This window comes from Streptomyces sp. NPDC096132, from assembly GCF_044763345.1.
Lineage (GTDB): Bacteria > Actinomycetota > Actinomycetes > Streptomycetales > Streptomycetaceae > Streptomyces.
In genome coordinates, this window is sequence record NZ_JBIWGA010000004.1 from 125,607 (window position 1) to 141,200 (window position 15,594).

Annotated in this window: 15 protein-coding genes and 1 pseudogene; 10 read left to right on the plus strand and 6 right to left on the minus strand. The window is 73.3% G+C overall.

All coding sequences use genetic code 11. The features are described from left to right. Nucleotides 1–20 precede the first annotated feature (20 nt). The 3 genes from ACIRF9_RS11230 (at nucleotide 21) to ACIRF9_RS11240 (ending at nucleotide 3,466) form a co-directional block, all read left to right on the plus strand. The gene (locus ACIRF9_RS11230) at nucleotides 21–1,649 is read left to right on the plus strand and encodes a family 43 glycosylhydrolase (RefSeq protein ID WP_403819247.1); all 1,629 of its coding nucleotides are present in this window, start codon (nucleotides 21–23) and stop codon (nucleotides 1,647–1,649) included. A 197-nt stretch (nucleotides 1,650–1,846) separates the two neighbouring features. Continuing rightward, nucleotides 1,847–2,905 carry a LacI family DNA-binding transcriptional regulator gene (locus tag ACIRF9_RS11235; RefSeq protein WP_403819249.1) on the plus strand — a complete coding sequence of 353 codons (1,059 nt, stop codon included), beginning with the start codon at nucleotides 1,847–1,849 and terminating at the stop codon, nucleotides 2,903–2,905. 141 nt (nucleotides 2,906–3,046) lie between these two features. Beyond that, nucleotides 3,047–3,466, plus strand: coding sequence for a helix-turn-helix domain-containing protein (locus ACIRF9_RS11240; RefSeq protein WP_403819250.1), 420 nt, complete (start codon nucleotides 3,047–3,049; stop codon nucleotides 3,464–3,466). A 48-nt stretch (nucleotides 3,467–3,514) separates the two neighbouring features. On the opposite strand, the gene ACIRF9_RS11245 is transcribed toward ACIRF9_RS11240, so the two are convergent. The 3 genes from ACIRF9_RS11245 to ACIRF9_RS11255 form a co-directional block, all read right to left on the minus strand. Next, the gene (locus ACIRF9_RS11245) at nucleotides 3,515–4,048 is read right to left on the minus strand and encodes a peptidoglycan-binding protein (protein WP_403819252.1); all 534 of its coding nucleotides are present in this window, start codon (nucleotides 4,046–4,048) and stop codon (nucleotides 3,515–3,517) included. 271 nt (nucleotides 4,049–4,319) lie between these two features. Continuing rightward, the gene (locus ACIRF9_RS11250) at nucleotides 4,320–4,967 is read right to left on the minus strand and encodes a ThuA domain-containing protein (RefSeq protein WP_403819254.1); all 648 of its coding nucleotides are present in this window, start codon (nucleotides 4,965–4,967) and stop codon (nucleotides 4,320–4,322) included. Between the two features lie 96 nt (nucleotides 4,968–5,063). After that, entirely contained in the window at nucleotides 5,064–5,672 is a 609-nt protein-coding gene (locus ACIRF9_RS11255; protein WP_403819256.1) for a hypothetical protein, read from the minus strand. Nucleotides 5,673–5,744: 72 nt separating this feature from the next. Here ACIRF9_RS11255 and ACIRF9_RS11260 point away from each other — a divergent pair, with 72 nt between their 5' ends. Together ACIRF9_RS11260 and ACIRF9_RS11265 are read left to right on the plus strand one after the other, a co-directional pair. After that, on the plus strand, nucleotides 5,745–6,377 hold the full coding sequence (locus tag ACIRF9_RS11260; protein WP_403819258.1) for a VOC family protein: 633 nt from the start codon (nucleotides 5,745–5,747) through the stop codon (nucleotides 6,375–6,377). Nucleotides 6,378–6,441: 64 nt separating this feature from the next. Beyond that, complete coding sequence (locus tag ACIRF9_RS11265; protein ID WP_403819260.1) at nucleotides 6,442–6,840, plus strand: VOC family protein; 399 nt, start codon at nucleotides 6,442–6,444, stop codon at nucleotides 6,838–6,840. Here ACIRF9_RS11265 and ACIRF9_RS11270 read toward each other — a convergent pair. Together ACIRF9_RS11270 and ACIRF9_RS11275 are read right to left on the minus strand one after the other, a co-directional pair. Further along, complete coding sequence (locus ACIRF9_RS11270) at nucleotides 6,826–7,503, minus strand: helix-turn-helix domain-containing protein (RefSeq protein ID WP_403819904.1); 678 nt, start codon at nucleotides 7,501–7,503, stop codon at nucleotides 6,826–6,828. The two genes, ACIRF9_RS11265 and ACIRF9_RS11270, sit on opposite strands and share 15 nt — an antisense overlap. Nucleotides 7,504–7,611: 108 nt before the next feature. Further along, nucleotides 7,612–7,956: pseudogene (locus tag ACIRF9_RS11275) on the minus strand (helix-turn-helix domain-containing protein); the annotation flags it as partial. A 27-nt stretch (nucleotides 7,957–7,983) separates the two neighbouring features. On the opposite strand from ACIRF9_RS11275, the gene ACIRF9_RS11280 reads away from it, so the two are divergent. Next, nucleotides 7,984–8,754 carry an NmrA family transcriptional regulator gene (locus ACIRF9_RS11280; protein ID WP_403819907.1) on the plus strand — a complete coding sequence of 257 codons (771 nt, stop codon included), beginning with the start codon at nucleotides 7,984–7,986 and terminating at the stop codon, nucleotides 8,752–8,754. 75 nt (nucleotides 8,755–8,829) lie between these two features. On the opposite strand, the gene ACIRF9_RS11285 is transcribed toward ACIRF9_RS11280, so the two are convergent. Continuing rightward, nucleotides 8,830–10,029, minus strand: a complete 1,200-nt coding sequence (locus ACIRF9_RS11285) for a YihY/virulence factor BrkB family protein (protein ID WP_403819262.1) — start codon at nucleotides 10,027–10,029, stop codon at nucleotides 8,830–8,832. A 123-nt stretch (nucleotides 10,030–10,152) separates the two neighbouring features. Between ACIRF9_RS11285 and ACIRF9_RS11290 the strand changes: the two genes are divergently transcribed. From ACIRF9_RS11290 to ACIRF9_RS11305, 4 genes are all read left to right on the plus strand, one after another. Next, nucleotides 10,153–11,787, plus strand: coding sequence for an acyl-CoA dehydrogenase family protein (locus ACIRF9_RS11290; RefSeq protein ID WP_403819264.1), 1,635 nt, complete (start codon nucleotides 10,153–10,155; stop codon nucleotides 11,785–11,787). Nucleotides 11,788–12,088: 301 nt separating this feature from the next. Beyond that, nucleotides 12,089–13,381 (plus strand): GAF domain-containing protein, encoded by a 1,293-nt coding sequence (locus tag ACIRF9_RS11295; RefSeq protein ID WP_403819266.1) that lies wholly within the window; start codon nucleotides 12,089–12,091, stop codon nucleotides 13,379–13,381. A 209-nt stretch (nucleotides 13,382–13,590) separates the two neighbouring features. Further along, a complete protein-coding gene (locus tag ACIRF9_RS11300; RefSeq protein WP_403819268.1) occupies nucleotides 13,591–14,883 on the plus strand; it encodes a hypothetical protein in 1,293 nt (430 codons plus the stop codon). An 86-nt stretch (nucleotides 14,884–14,969) separates the two neighbouring features. After that, complete coding sequence (locus tag ACIRF9_RS11305; RefSeq protein ID WP_403819270.1) at nucleotides 14,970–15,542, plus strand: GNAT family N-acetyltransferase; 573 nt, start codon at nucleotides 14,970–14,972, stop codon at nucleotides 15,540–15,542. Nucleotides 15,543–15,594 lie beyond the last annotated feature (52 nt).

The following is a 15,594-nucleotide window of genomic DNA, read 5'->3' on the forward strand; positions in this document are numbered from 1 at the left end:
TACAGTCGACCGCAGATTGTATGCAGAGCGTCACCGACTGCATACAGCCGACCGTCGCCCGCAACCCCGTCATCCGCGGCCTCGCGCCCGACCCGTCCCTGATCCGGGTCGGCGCCTGGTACTACGTGGCGACCAGTTCCTTCGAGTGGTTCCCGACCATCCCGGTCCACCGTTCCCGCGACCTGGCGCAGTGGGAGTACGCGGGCCACGTCCAGGGAGCGGCACCCGGCGGAACGCTGGCCGGGGTCCCTGACTCGGGCGGCATCTGGGCGCCGTCGCTGAGCTGGGACGGCGAACGCTTCTGGATCGTCTACACGGTCGTGCGGTCTGTCGGCACGCCGTACTTCGACCAGGACACGTACGTCACCACGGCACCCGAAGTGAACGGGCCCTGGACGCCACCGCGCCGGGTCGCCGGTCACGGTTTCGACCCCGCCCTCTTCCACGAGGACGGGCGGCTCTGGCTGCTCAACCTCCAGAACGACCACCGGCCCGGCGGACAGCGCTTCGCCGGCATCGTCCTCACCGAGCTGAACCGCGAGACCCTCACCCCGCTGGGCGCCACGCACCTTCTGCTCCAGCACGAACGGCTCGTGGAGGGGCCGAAGTTGCTCCGGCGCGACGGCTGGTACCACCTGATCCTGGCCGAGGGCGGGACCGGCTTCGAGCACGGTGTGCGCACCGCCCGCAGCCGCCGCCTCACCGGCCCGTACGAACTCGACGACCGCCCGCTGCTGACGTCCCGCGACGATCCGGGGCTGCCGCTGCAGAAGGCGGGACACGGCGAGCTGGTGCAGGCGCCGGACGGGGAGTGGTTCCTGAGCCACCTCACGGCCCGCCCCCTGTCGACCCCGGACGGTCCCCGCTGCACGCTCGGCCGCGAGACCGCGATCCAGGCGGTGACGTGGGACGCCGAGGGCAGACCCCGGCTGCGGCAGGGCGGTTGGCACCCGGCGGTCGAGGTCGCCGTACCGAGAGCCGCCCCCCACCGTCGGCCTCCTCAACGCCCCTCCCCCGAGGACCCGTTGGGCTGGCCCTGGAGCAGCCTGCGGGAACCGCCCGACCCGTCGTGGGCGGACGTCGATTCCCGCCCGGGCTGGATCCGGCTCCGCGGGCGCCAGGGGCCGGAGTCCCGCTGGGCGCAGAGCCTGCTCGCCCAGCGCCTCACCGAGCACCGGGCCACCGCCGAAGTCACCGTCGAGGCACGGCCGTTCACCTTCACGCAGGCCGCGGGTCTGATCCTGCGCTACGACGCGGAGGCGTACCTCTCCCTCGAGCTGACCTGGGCGGAGCCCCCGGGTGAGCCGCAGCGCGGACAGCAGTGGCGGGGCGGGGGCCGGACCGTACTGAGCCTGGTGGAGCGGGACGAGACGGGGGCGCGGCAGGCCGCTGTCGTGGACGTCGACGTGAGGGGGGCGGTCACGCTGGGTGTGACGGTGGAGGGCGTGGAGGCGAGTTTCTGGTACGTCCGTGAGGGGGTGCGCACACCGGTCGGGCCGCCGCTGGACTGCGGTCGGTTGTCCGACGACCACGGCGGCCGGCTGCGCTTCACGGGGACGCTGGCCGGTATCCACGTACGGGATCTCGTCGACGCGTCGTTCACGGCGGACTTCCGGGACTTCCGGCTGACGTGCGTACCACCCGGATGACGCAGCGCCGCCACCCCCACCCCGATTTTCGAAACTTCGGGGGCCCAAGATCCAGCGATCCCCGACGTCTTCACGCCTCGCCGAGCCACCCCTAGGATAGCAAGCGCTTTCTGTGAGCCGTCTGTTCGGGTCGGCTCCGAAAGGGCGCTGGTCGAGCTTTCGCTGGCCCTCGGGCGGGCCGGAGAGGTGGGTTCCGGATGGTGCGCACGGAGAGTGCGAGTGCGACGGCCGGTCCGACGCTGGCGGTCGTGGCCCGTGAGGCGGGGGTTTCCGTACCCACCGCCTCCAAGGTGGTCAACGGCCGGGAGGACGTCGCCCCCGAGACCAGACGCCGGGTCACGGAGGCGCTGGACCGGCTCGGTTATGTGCGCAGACCGCGCTTCGACGCCTCGAAGCCGCCCCGGCTGGTCGACCTGGTGGTGCACTCGCTGGAGAGCTCCTGGTCGGGGGCCGTCCTGCACGGGGTGGAGGAGGCGGCGCACGACGCGGGTCTGGACGTGGTGGTCTCCGCGGCCCTGTCCCGTACCCGGGTGGGCCGGCCGCAGCGCGGCTGGCTGGACAAGCTGACCGTGCGCGGATCGGCCGGAGTGCTGTTCAACCTGGCGGAGTTGACGGACTCTCAGTACGCCTGGCTGGAGCAGCACCGCACCCCGTTCGTGATGATCGATCCGGTGGTGGAGCCGCCGCCGGGGGTGGTGTCGGTGGGGGCGGCGAACTGGCAGGGCGGGGTGACCGCGACCGAGCATCTGCTGGCGCTCGGGCATGAACGGATCGCCGTGGTGGCCGGGCCTCGCCGCAAGATGTGCAGCAGCGCCCGGGTGGCCGGCTATCGCTCGGCGCTGGCGGCGGCGGGCCTGCCGCACCGCGCCGAGTATGTGCGCAACGGCGGCTTCGAGGAGTCCGTGGCCCACCGGCGGATGCATGAACTCCTCGACCTTCCGGAGCCGCCGACGGCCGTCTTCGTCTGCTCCGACCACATGGCCCTCGGGGTCTACCAGGCAGTCCTGGAACGGGGGTTGAGGATCCCGTACGACATCAGCGTGGTCGGTTTCGACGATCTGCCCGAGTCCCGCTGGACCACCCCGGCCCTGACCACCGTCCGTCAGCCGCTGGCGGAGATGGCGGCGACGGCGCTGCGGCTGCTGGTGCGGATGATGGACGGCGAGCGTCCGGAGGGGACACGGACGGAGTTGTCGACGCGGCTGGTGGAACGGGCGAGCACGGCGCGTCCGCGCGACGGGTCGAACCGCTTCTGAAGCGTACCGACCGGATTCGTTCACACCCGCTCATAAACGGAGGAAGGGAACTGGCCGGGACAACGGGGCGTCGAACGATGCGGCGGGGAGGGGCCGTCCGCCCGGGCACGGCGTGGCGGCGAGCACTTGGGGGGGGCGACCATGACGCGCTGGCGGCCGCTGCCGGATGCGCTGCCGAGGGAGGCACGGCACCTGGTCGAGCAACTGCGTGGCCTGAAGGACCGTACGGGCCTGAGCCTCGCCGAACTGGCCCGGCGGACCGCGTACAGCAAATCGTCCTGGCAGCGGTATCTCAGCGGGGCCAAACAGCCGCCGAGGGGAGCGGTGCAGGCGCTGTGCCGGTTGGCGGGAGTGGACCAGGCGCGGCTGCTGGCGCTGTGGGACCTGGCCGACCCGACCTGGCCGCACGACGCGTCGGTGCCCGTCGGGCCGCCGGAGGCCGCGCCGGTCCCGCCCGGCGTCGAGTACCGGCGCTGGCGGACGGCCGCGCTGGCGGCGTTCGCCGTCATCGCCCTGATGGTGGTGGGGCTGCTGTGGCTTCTGCCCCCGGGGGGCGGGTGACCCGGGCGGATGGCCCCTCGGTCACCCGCCCCCCGGGCGACGGCGTGCTCAGCCGACCCTGTCGTAGTACGCGGTCTTCCAGGCCCCGGTACCCCTGAGCTTCACCCGGTACTGACCGCCGACCCTCTTGAAGGAGACGACTCGCGCACTGCCCCAGTACTGCACGGTGCTGCGCGCGGCGGTGTGGAGCCGGTTCTGCGCGGAGTCCCAGCAGTCGCTGGTGACGACGCCGTTGTCGGGGAGACCGTGGCGGTCCTGCCACCACTGGGTGGCCGACTCGGTCTCCGGGCCGAACGAGCCGTCGATCTGGCGCTTCGTGAAGGGGTGCCAGTCGCCGTCCTCGTCCTCGTACTGGGCGCCGTCCGCGTACAGGACGGTCTCCCACAGGGCGACGGCGTTGCTGTTGGCGTAGTCGTCGACGCCGAGGTTCTCCTCGTCCTGCCAGTCGTCCTGGACCACGCCGTTGCCGTCGATTCCGTGGTACGGGGCGGCGTTCGCCGCCGGTGCCACGGCCGTTGCGGTGCCCCCGGCGACCAGCAACGCGGCCGCCACCGTGGCGACCGCCCGATTGCGCATGCTCATGGAGTCTTCCTCTCCGAACCGCCGGCCCCCGTGGTTCCCCCTGGGGCGGCTCGTTCTGCTTGGCATGGGCAAGGGTCACGGTCGCGGGGCGGCCACGGCGAGGCCTGTCGGCCGATGTGGACCGACCCGGGTCGGTCCACGCCCTGGGCGGCGGCGTCCCGGCCGAGAGCGGATCGTACGGGGACCGCGTGGGACGGGATGGGACGGGCCGGGCCGGGGCCGCTTCGGGCGCCCGTGCCACTAAGCCCTCGCTCTGCGCAAGGCCCTCGCTCTATACCCGCCGCGCCGCCCAGTCGAGGCCACCGAGGAGGTGAGCGCGGAAGTCCGGGTCGTCGTACGCCTCGGAGGCATGCCCGAGCGCCGTATAGAAGACGCGCCCCGCGCCCTGTTCCCGGCACCACACCAGGGGGTGGTCCGCGCCCATGCCGCCACCGTCGTACGACGACTCGTCGGCGGACACCAACACCCGCACCCCGCCACGGGGGTTGGAGCGGAAGTCGTACCACTCGTCGACGAAGTCCCATACGGCGGGGAGGTGCCGGGTGGCCGGATGGTCCCGGTCCTCGACGACGGCCTTGCCCGGCTGGTACTCGGGGTGCCGGTCGAACCACGCCCCCAACAGCGCACCGTAGTAAGGCCAGTCGTACTCCGTGCAGGCCGCCGCGTGGACCCCGACGAACCCGCCGCCCGCCTCCACGTACGCCGCCAGCCGCTCCCGCCCGGCCGGGGTCAGCACCGTGCCGCTGGTGGAGAGGAAGACGACCGCCGCGTACCCGTCCAGGGACTGTTCGAAGGCGGCGGGGTCGTCGGTCGCGTCCACGTCGAAGTCGCCGAGTGTGCGTATGGCGGCGATCCCGGCCGGGATGGAGTCGTGGCGGTAGGCGGTGGTGCGGGTGTAGACGAGCAGGCGGGCGGTCATGCGGCCGAGCCTATGACCGGGACGGGCCGTGTCCCAGGGAGATCATCGGGGCGAAATTTTCGGGATCCGGCCCACCCCGCCTCGGCGGCTTCGCTCTCAGCCGCCCGCGCCAACGTCGTTGTTCGGTGCGCCGTCCCCCACCGGCGGCAGGTCGCCGCGTTCCACCGGCTCGCCGCGCGCGGGGGCGGAGGGCAGGAGGGTGTCGAGTTCGCCGGCGGTGGGGCGATGGGTGTTCTCGGCGGCCTCGCGCAGGTCGTCGCGGGATACGCCGTCGCCGCTGATCCGGATGACGAGGTCCTTCTCGGGCCGGGCGTACTCGCTGTGGCCGTCGGTGGTGCGGTACCAGGTGTCGCCATCGCGTTCGCAGGTGGTGGACGTCCCGTCGGTGCCGGCGACCGGCTGGTCGGGGCAGCTCGCCGCGGTCAAGGTGCCGCGGTCCACGGCGAGTTGGAGAAACTTGCCGCTCTCGCGGGAGACGTAGGCGGCGGAGAAACCGTCGTCGCCGTACACGCCGACGGACTGCTGGGCGAGGGTGTAGCCCTGGACGTCGGTGGTGTACACGAGTTCCGGGGCGATCCCCAACGCCTGGGCCCTGGTGGCCAGTTCGTCCGGGTCCGCCGCCGCACCCGGCTGCTCGTCACCGCAGGCGGTGAGGAGCAGGGGCAGCAGCGACAGCGCCGGGAGGGCGCGCAGGGTACGCATCATGCGGGCCATCCTGCCGCACAGGTGTCCCACAGGCGCGGCCTTTCAATGGCGGGGCGCGTAGGCTCGGGCGGGATGAACACCATTCCCGCACGTCTCGACCACATCGTCCTCGCAACGCCCGATCTGGCGGCGACGGTCGCCGAGTTCACCCGGCGCACGGGAGTGGCGCCGGCGCCGGGCGGGGTGCACATCGGGCACGGCACACGCAACCACCTGGTGGGACTGGGCGGTCGCGCCTATCTGGAGATCCTCGGTCCCGATCCGGACCAGCCCGCGCCGTCGGGCCCGCGCCCCTTCGGCGTGGACGGCCTGGCCGCCCCGCGGACCCTGACCTGGGCGATCAGCCCCGCCGACCTGGACGCGGCGGTCGCGGCCGCCCGCGCGCAGGGGTACGACCCGGGTGACGTGCGGGACATGAGCCGGCGCCGCCCCGACGGCAGCCTGCTGCGCTGGCGGCTCACCGACGGGGGCTCGCCGCACCCCTCCGGTCTGGTGCCCTTCCTCATCGACTGGGGCACCGCGACCCACCCGTCCGACTCCGGCCTGCCCGTCACGCCGCTGCGTGAGCTGACCGCCACGGCTCCCGCACCCGACGAGATCCGCCCCTTGCTGGCCGCTCTCGGCACCGACCTCCTCGTCACCGAGGGCCCGGCCGCCTTCTCCTTCACGGTGGACACCCCGAACGGGCCGGTCGCCTTCAGCTGACGGACGCCTTCAGGTGTCCGTTTCCTTCAAGACCGGTCGCTCGCGTCCTGCCTAGCCTGGGCGCATGAGTACACGTTTCGATGCCATCGGGCTGGTCGTCTCCGACATGGCCGCCTCCGTCGCCTTCTACCGCAGGCTCGGGTTCGCGTTCCCCGACGGAGCCGAGCGGGAGCCGCACAGCGAGGCCGGGCTGCCGGGCGGGCTGCGGCTGATGCTGGACACCGAGGACACGGTCCGTTCCTTCCACCCCGGCTGGCGCCCGCCGTCCGGGGGCGGCCGGGCCTCGCTCGCGCTGCGCTGCGACGGCCCCTCCGACGTGGACGCGGTGTACGAGGAGCTGGTGGGCGCCGGTCATCACGGCGAACTCAAGCCGTGGGACGCCTTCTGGGGCCAGCGGTACGCCGTCGTCCACGACCCCGACGGCAACGGCGTCGACCTGTTCGCGCCGCTACCCTCGCAGTAGGTCGCTCAGCGTCGTCCCGGTGAACTCCCTTACATCACGGGAGAGATGGGCCTGGTCGGCGTATCCCGTGCGGGCCGCCGTGTCCGCGTACGGCACTCCCGCGCGGGCCAGGTCGAGGGCGCGCCGCAGCCGCAGGATCCGGGCCAGCGTCTTGGGCCCGTAGCCGAAGGCGGTGAGGGAGCGGCGGTGCAACCGGCGTGCCCCGAGGCCGAGTTCATCGGCCGTGGCGGAGACCGGGCGGCCCTCGGCGAGTGCGGTGACCAGGCGGCGCAGCTCGGGGTCGGGTGGCGCGGCCCGTTCCAGCGCCACCTCCTCCAGCGCCGACGCGGGATGGGCGGCCGCGGCGATCCGGCCGGTCAGGCGCCGCACCTGGGCCGTCGGCCACAGGTCGGCCAACTCCACCCGCCGGTCGCGCAGTTCGTGGGCCGGTACGCCGAGGAGGGCGGGTGCGGTGCCGGGGAAGAAGCGGATGCCGGCCCAGGTCGCGGGCGGTCCGTCGGGGACGTACGCGTGGGTGTCCGGGCCCGCGACGAGCAGCCTGCCGTCGTTCCACAGCAGGTCCATGCAGCCGTCGGGCAGCACGGGCCGTGCGCCGGGCCCCGGCACGGGCGTGTTCGTCCAGACCACCGCCCCGGCCAGGCGGGAGGGCCGCTCCTCGTACACGTACGCCAGGCTACGCCGCCCGCCGGACACGGCACCGGCGGCCGTCGCGGCCGGCCTGGCCGTCACCGCCGGGACCGGTCACCAGGAGCCACGGCTCCTCACGTGCCGTCACGCCGTCCGGGTCCGGTGCTCCTGCGGGCTGACGCCGTACACCCGCTTGAAGGCACTGGAGAGGGCGAAGGCGCTGCCGTAGCCGACCTGGCGGGCGATGGCGTCGAGGGTGTCGTCGGTGGTGCGCAGACGGTCGGCGGCGAGGGCGAGGCGCCGGCCGGTGAGGTGGGTCATCGGGGGTTCGCCCACGAGGTGGGTGAAGCGGCGGGCCAGGGCGGCCGGGGAGACGCCCGCCTTGGCGGCGAGGGACGCCACGGTTCAGAGGTGCGCCGGGTCGTCCTGGACGAGGCGCAGGACGCGGCCCACGACCGGGTCGGCCAGCGCCCGGTACCAGGCGGGGGCGGCGCGACCGGTCGTACGGGCGGCCGGGTGGCGCGGTCCGCCGAGGCGGCCGGGCTGACGGTGCGGGCGGCCTCGCGCGCCCGGGGCTCCGACTGGCTGGACCGCTCGACCTGGGCGGACACCCTGCGGGGCGCGGACGCGGCGTATCTGGTGCGTCCGACGGACGTCGGCTCGGCGGAGGCGACACGGGACGTGGGGCTGTTCGCGCGGGAGGCGGTGTCGCTCGGGGTGCGGCGGCTGGTGCTGCTGTCGGCGCGGGGCGAGGAGCGGGCCCGGCCCACCGAGGAGGCGCTGGCCGGGTCGGGCGCGCGGTGGACGGTCGTACGGGCCGCGTGGTTCGCGCAGAACTTCAGTGAGGGGCCGCTGGTGGAGGAGCTGCGGCAGAGCGGGGAGCTGGTGTTCCCGGGCGGGGAGGTGCGTGAGCCGTTCGTGGACCTGCGGGACGTCGCCAATGTGGTGGTGGCGGCGCTGACGGACGGGGACCGGTACGCGGGGCGGGCGCTGAAGGTGTCGGGGCCGCGGCTGCCGACCTTCCGGGAGGCGGTGGCGGAGGTCGGGCGGGCGGCGGGGCGTGAGCTGACGTACACGCCGGTGCCGGCACGGCGGTACGGGGAGCGGCCGGCCGGGTTCGGGGTGCCGGCGCAGGAAGTGGAGTTCCTGGTGGAACTGTTCGAGTCGCTGCTCGACGGCAGGAACTCCCGTCTCTCCGACGGTGTACGCGAGGTGCTCGGTCGCGAGGCGCGGGACTTCGGGGAGTTCGCCCGGGAGGCGGCGGGGGCGGGCGTCTGGAAGGCGTGAGGCCTGCGTGGGGCATCCCCCGCGGGGCATCTGCCGTGGGGCACCCTGGGTCATCCCCCGCGGGGGCGCCCCTCCTCACCTCCCGCCCTGCGGCGGCTCCTCGCCGTTCGCGCCGTTCGCGCCGTTCGCGCCGTTCGCGCCGTTGGGCTTGGGGGAGCTCTTGGCGTGGGTGCGCAGGCGGCCCGTGACGTCGTCCGGGGGGAGGAAGCGCGACCAGCGTTCGGGGAACTCGGACGGCATGTCCGGGTCGTCGGGGTCGTCGTCGTGGGAGCGGGCGGCCGCCATGCGCGCGACGTACTCGGCGGCCTCCTCCTCGCGCATCCGTTCGTTGGCGGCGCGGGCGGCGGCCGTCGCGGCGGCGGGCCAGACGCGGTCGATGGCGGCGTTGACGGCGGCGCCGACCAGGACGGCGAAGGCGGACACACCGATCCACAGCAGGACGGCGACGGCGGCGGCGAGGGAGCCGTAGATCGTGGCGCCCTCGATGGTGTTCGTCAGGTAGATGCGCAGCAGGAAGCTGCCGAGGACCCACATGGCGAGGGCGACCAGGGCGCCGGGGACGTCCTCGATCCACGGGGAGCGCACGGGCACGGACACGTGGTAGAGGGTGGTCAGGAAGGCGATGGACAGGACGATCACGACCGGCCAGTACAGGACCTGGACGACGGTGGCCGACCAGGGCACGATCCTGACCACGGCGTCCGGTCCGGCGACCATGAGGGGCAGCGCGACCGAGCCGATCAGCAGGGCCGCGATGAACAGCAGGAACGCCACCAGCCGGGTCTTGACGATGCCGCGTACGCCGTCGAGGCCGTACATGACGGTGATGGTGTCGATGAAGACGTTGACGGCCCGCGATCCGGACCACAGGGCGAACAGGAAGCCGATGGAGATGACGTCGGGCCGGCCGCCCTTCATCACGTCGTCGAGGATGGGCTGCGCGATCTGTCTGACGCCCTTGTCGGACAGGACCGTGCGTGAGGCCTCCAGGAGGTTGCTCTCCAGGCTGCTGATGGAGTCGGTGCCGGTCCAGTCGTCGACGTAGCCGAGCAGGCCGATGAGGCTGAGCAGCAGGGGCGGCACGGACAGGAGGGTGAAGAACGCGGCCTCGGCGGCGAGGCCGAGGATGCGGTACTCGATGCAGGAGTTGACGGTGTCCTTCAACAGCAGCCAGGCGGTCCGCCGCTTGGAGACGTTCCGGTAGAGGGCACGCGCCCGGTGGAGGCGTCCCGTGGGGCCTCCGGGTTGCTCGGGTGACTGTCTTGCTGGCTGCACGCCCTAAAGGTATCCGCCGTTCGGGTCCGCACTCACCTCCGGCAAGGCGGCGTGGCCCGGCCGGGGAGCGGCACGCGGGGCTCGGGTGGCCATGAGGGACGTACCCGGGGGTAGGTTCGCGGTATGGCAGGCAGCACGCACACCGTGACCAACCAGCCCCCTCCGCTGAGCGGGTACGACGTCTACGGCACCGACCGGGCCCTGGTGTCCGCCGTGGAGCGGCACCTGGATCCCGGGCTGCTGGAGGAGGCGCAGGGCGAGCTGTCCGCGCTGGGGAGGGCCGCCGGGTCGGCGCAGTTGCAGGAGTGGGCGGTGCAGGCGAACGAGCATCCGCCGACATTGCGTACGCACGACCGGTTCGGGCACCGGGTCGACGAGGTCGACTTCCATCCGGCGTGGCACCGGCTGCTCGGCAAGGGTGTCAGCGCCGGGTTGACGGCCGCGTGGGGGCGGCCGGGCGGGCATGTGCGGCGGGCGGCGGGGTTCGTGGTGTGGACGCAGGTCGAGGCGGGCAACGGCTGTCCGCTGTCGATGACGCACGCGGCCGTGCCGGCGCTGCGCACCGATCCGGAGCTGGCCGCCGAGTGGGAGCCCCGGCTGACGTCCACGATCTACGACCGTGAGCTGCGGCCCGCCCGGCTGAAGGCGGGGGCGCTGTTCGGGATGGGGATGACGGAGAAGCAGGGCGGCAGCGACGTACGGGCCAACACGACGGCCGCCGTGCCGCTGGCAGAGGCGGGGACGTATGCGCTGACCGGGCACAAGTGGTTCTGCTCGGCGCCGATGTCGGACGGGTTCCTGGTGCTGGCGCGGGCTCCGGAGGGCCTGACGTGCTTCCTGGTGCCGCGGGTGCTGGAGGACGGCACGCGCAACCGTTTCCTGCTGCAGCGGCTCAAGGACAAGCTGGGCAACCGGTCGAACGCGTCGGGCGAGGTGGAGTTCGACGGGACGTGGGCGCGCCAGGTCGGGGAGGAGGGGCGTGGGGTGCGCACCATCATCGACATGGTCGCCGCGACCCGGGTGGACTGTGTGCTGGGGTCGGCGGGGCTGATGCGGGCGGCGGTCGCGCAGGCCGTCCACCACTGCACCTACCGTGAGGCGTTCGGCGGGAAGCTCGTCGACAAGCCGCTGATGCGCAATGTGCTGGCCGATCTCGCGCTGGAGTCGGAGGCGGCGACGACGCTGGGACTGCGGCTGGCGGCGGCCTGTGACGACGGCGGCGAGCAGGAGCGGGCGTTGCTGCGGATCGCGGTGCCGGCCGCCAAGTACTGGGTGACCAAGCGCTGTGCCCCGCTGGTGGTGGAGGCGGCGGAGTGTCTGGGCGGCAACGGCTATGTCGAGGAGTCGGGGATGCCGCGGCTGGTGCGCGAGTCGCCGCTGAACTCGGTCTGGGAGGGTGCGGGCAATGTGCAGGCCCTCGATGTGCTGCGGGCGTTGCAGCGGGAGCCGCAGGCGCTGGACGCGTATCTGCGGGAGGTGGGGCGGGCGCGCGGGGCCGATCACCGGCTGGACGGGGCGATCAAGGGGCTGTTGACGGAGTTGGCCGATCTGGAGGGGGTGGAGGCGCGGGCGCGGCGGCTGGCGGAGCGGTTCGCGCTGGTGCTCCAGGGGGCGCTGCTCGTCCGGTTCGCGCCGCCGGAGGTGGCTGATGCCTTCTGTGCGTCGCGGCTCGGCGGGGACGGGGGCGCGGCGTTCGGGACGCTTCCGCACAGTCTGGATCTGGCGGCTGTCGTGGAGCGGGCCGCACCCCGTGTCTGACGGGGTGCTGAGCTGCGGAGACAGGGAGCGGGGGTGGTGCTGCGCCGACACGGCACCACCCCCGCAGCTTTGGCCCTGCGAGGCCAGAATCGCCGCTCGGGACGGCGTGGCTCAAGTTTCGGACACGGTGTGGATGTTCACCAGGGTTGCAGGGGGTTGCAACTTGTTGGTGGTTGTGACCGGAGTACACCCCTCCGGCCGGGGCGGACGGCAAGATGGGGGCCTTCGGCACGACTGAAAACAGTCGGTGCGGAAACCTGATGTCCGGTCGTCTCCTTCGTGATCCTCCCGGGAGGCTCTTGTGGCCCACTCGCCGATGAACGTGGCGCAGCTCGTGGCCGTCGACGCCGCGCGGGCGGCGCGGGTGCTCAACGAGGTGCGCGACGCGCGGCTGGCCGGCCAGCGGGCGCGGGTCGCGCCGCGCCCGGTGATCGAGCAGTCCTGGGAGCGGATGCTGCGCAGCGGGGTGGATCCCGACAACGGGCTGTCCGCCGGGCTGCTGAGCGCCGACGAAGTGCGGCGCCGCCGTGAGGAGTCGCCGTTGCGGGAGGTGCTGCCGGTGCTGCGGGAGGGCCTGTTGTCGGTGGCGGACGTCGCGCAGCACATCATGGTGGTCGCCGACGACGAGGGCCGGGTGCTGTGGCGGGAGGGCTGTTCTCCCGTGCTGCGCAAGGCCGACGGGCTCGGGTTCGAGCTGGGCGCGGACTGGGGGGAGGGCGTCGTCGGCACGAACGGGGTGGGGACGCCGGCGGTGGTGCGCCGGCCGGTGCAGGTGTTCGCCGGTGAGCACTTCGTGCGGACGCACGGCACGTGGACCTGTGCGGGCGCCCCGATCTCCGATCCGCGCAACGGCCGGCTGCTCGGTGTGGTCGACGTCAGCGGGCCGCTCGAGACGATGCATCCGGCGACGCTGGCCTGGGTCGATTCGGTGGCGAAGCTCGCCGAGGCCAGGCTGCGCGAGCTGCACGTGGGGTCGCTGGAGCGGCTGCGGGCGGTGGCGGCGCCGGTGCTGGCCCGGCTGGGCGGCCGGGCGGCGGTGGTGGACGCGGACGGCTGGACGGCGGCGGTGACCGGGATGCCGTACGTCAACCGGATCGCGTTGCCCAAGACGCCCTCGGCGGGGCGGCGGTGGCTGCCGGCGGTGGGGCTGTGCGCGCTGGAGCCGCTGGCCGGGGGCTGGCTGGTGCGGGCGGTGGACGAGGCGGGCGAGCGGTCGCCGCGCGGTGCCACCCGGATCGTGCTGGACCTGGCCCGGTCGCGTCGCTGGTCGGTGACGGTGTCGGGCGGCGCGGGCAGCTGGTCCCACGAACTCAGTCCGCGGCACGCCGAGTTGCTGTACCTCCTCGCGGTGCACCGGGGTGGCCGCAGTGCGTCGGGCCTGGCCGAGGACATGTTCGGCGACCCGGCGCGCACGGTGACGGTACGGGCCGAGATGTCGCGGGTACGGCGGTATCTCGGGGGTTTCCTGGAACACCGGCCGTATCGTTTCTGCGAGGAGGCGGAGGTCGAACTGCTGCTCCCGGCCGACCCGGCGGGCCTGTTGCCCCACTCCACGGCGCCCGCGGTGCTGCGGGAGCGGGCCCGTATCCACTGACGGCACCCACGCGGCCCGCACACGTGCTGTAGTGAACGAAATCCCCACGGTAGCAACAATGCTGCACCCGGTGGCATCTTCCGCATATTTGCGAGGTCTTCGTCCGGGAGGGCGGTCGACTGCCGTAGCATCCCTCTACGGGTCACCCCACCTGCTCCTCGGTCAACGTACGGATCATCAGGCGCAGTTGGCCCGCCTCGGGAGGACGAATGAGACATCGCGGCCGACACCGCCGGCGCAGGCGGGGCAGGGCAGTACGCGCCTTCCTGGCCGGAACCGCCCTCGCGCTCACCGCCGCCGCCACCATGATCAGCGCCTCCCAGGCCACGGTCACCGACGACGGCCCCGGCCCCCTGAAGCCGCTCGCCGCGTCCGGGACGCAGCGGACGGCGCTGACGGAGGAGCTGGTTCCGCAGGCCGACCTGGACCGGCTCGCCGCCGGGATGGGCAAGCCGGTCGGGGTGGGCGCGGTGCTGGCCGGTGCCGACCGGGCACTGCGCAACGCCGACGGCTGCTCGACGGCCGAGCGCGCGGACCTGCCGGTCTCCCCCGCGGCCACGCGTGCGTACTGCTGGAACGCGGACGACACCGAGGGCTGGCAGGCGGGCGCGGTCACCACCTCCGGGGACGCGGACGACGACGGCGTCTGGGGCACCAACCGGGTCATCCTCTCCGGCTGGTCCCGCAGCGGCGGCACGGCGGACGACCGGGGCCTGGCCCGGGTCGCCTTCGTCGACGCCAACGACCTGGACCGCCTCTCGTACACCTGGGTGCTGCTGGCCGTCCCCGTGGACGGCGGCCGCGACTACCGGGGGCTGGCCTCGCACGTCTCCGGGATGGTCTGGTACCAGGACAAGCTGCTGGTCACCGCCGACGACGGGGACTCGTCCGCGCTGTACGTGTACGACATGAACCGCGTCCAGCGCGCCGATGTCACCGGCGAGGCGGTCGGCCGGGTGACCGGAGGCTGGTCGGCGCACGGCTACCGGTTCGTCCTGCCGGCCGTCGGCTCCTACCGGCTCGACGGCGCCTCGGACTCCCCGCGCCCCACCACCGTCTCCCTCGACCGCAGCACGGCCCCGGACAGCCTGGTCGCCGGCGAGTGGACCCTGGACGGCGGCGACCGCTCGGCCCGGCTGTGGCGGTACCCGTTCAGCACGGCCGACGGCCACGAGGGCCTGCTCGCCACGGGCACCGACGGGCGGGTACGGGCGTCGGAGGCGTACGAGACGAAGCTCACCGGCGTGCGGGGCGTGCTGTCGTACGAAGGCGAGTGGTACGTCAGCCGGGCGGCCGGGGCACGGGAGCGGCACGGGGTGCTGTGGCGGCAGACCACCGAGGGCGCGGAGGCCGCGGAGTGCGGCACGGCCGAGTCGCACGACTGCTGGAGCGGCCACACCGAGTCCCTCTCCTACTGGGCGGAGACCGGCGAGGTCTGGACGCAGTCGGGACGGATGCTGTTCGCGACACCACTGGGCTCGGTCGACGGATCGGCCCGGTAGCGCCGAGAGACGGGTCGGGTGGCCCGGGTGGCCCGACCCATGGACCGCGATCGACAGATCCTCGGGCGCGATGATTCCCTGACCGCATGACGAACATCCCCGTGACCACCTGGTCCCTGGAGCAGACCGCGCCGACCGATCTCCTTCCGGCCGCCGCGCCGGACGGTGACGTCCGGATCGTCCGCTCCGAGGTGCCCTCGCCCGAGTTCAGCCGCTTCCTGTACGCGTCCGTCGGCGGGGACATCCGCTGGATCGACCGGCTGGGGTGGCCGTACGCGCGCTGGGCGGAGCACCTGGCGCGTCCGGGGGTCGAGACGTGGGTCGCCTACGACCGGGGCACACCCGCCGGATACGTGGAGCTGGAGCCGCAGGACGACGGGGTCGTGGAGATCGCGTACTTCGGGCTGATCCCGGCCTTCCGCGGGCGGCGGATCGGCGGGCACCTGCTGTCGTACGGGACCGCCCGCGCCTGGGACCTCGGGGACCGCCGGCCGGAGCTGCCGCAGACCAAGCGGGTGTGGCTGCACACCTGCAGCCTGGACGGCGAACACGCCATGGCGAACTACCAGCGCCGGGGATTCAAGCTGTTCGACACCAAGGTGGAGGAACAGCCTCAGGTCGCCGCGCCGGGCCCCTGGCCAGGCGCGCACCCCGCCTGACCGGGCGCGCATACCCGTTCTGACCTGCGTGGACAAGGGTCTGCGCAGCCCA